Source organism: Aliihoeflea sp. (assembly GCF_052435475.1).
GTDB lineage: Bacteria > Pseudomonadota > Alphaproteobacteria > Rhizobiales > Rhizobiaceae > Aliihoeflea.
In genome coordinates this window covers 1-526 of sequence record NZ_JBQVMV010000058.1, presented here as the reverse complement: position 1 = coordinate 526, position 526 = coordinate 1, and the positions used below count along the sequence as shown (strand labels likewise).

The following is a 526-nucleotide window of genomic DNA, read 5'->3' as shown; positions in this document are numbered from 1 at the left end:
CGCCAGCGACAGCCTTGGCGGCGGCAAGCGGGGAGGCTATCGGCGCGAGCGCACCGCGCCCGCGGGCTTCGATCCGAAGCAGCGTCTTCTCGGCGGCGATATTCTGGCTGGTCGTGAACCCCGCGAACGCGGCGCCGCGCCGATCGAGGAAGGTGCGGTCGACCAGCTCGCCTTCCTTTGTCGCCCGCCCGATCGCTTCGCCGATCTCGGCATAGCCGACCTTCCCAAGCCCAACCCGCCCCGCTTCCTCATGAAGCGCCGCGACCGGGAACACCGACTGCCGTTCGCCCAGCTTGTCGGCGGCATGGGCGACGGCGCGATCGGCGACCGATGGATCGGGAAGCTGAACACCGTTCGCTGCCCGAGCTTCTGCCTCACGCACCAACGCCAGCCGGGCCTCGGCGTCGAACCCTGCCCGGTCGGCGGTCTCGCGCCAATCGGCAACAAGCGCGCCATGGTCGGCCACCACCTTCGCTTGCCGCGTATCGAGCGCGGCCACCTGCTTTTCGGCAGCGCTGGCCTCTTC

At 70.2% G+C, this 526-nt stretch carries 1 protein-coding gene; it reads right to left on the bottom strand.

Annotated features, from left to right (window positions below):
• On the bottom strand, window positions 1–499 hold a 499-nt coding region (locus ACT6QU_RS19530), incomplete at its 3' end, for a hypothetical protein (RefSeq protein WP_444837039.1).
• Window positions 500–526 lie beyond the last annotated feature (27 nt).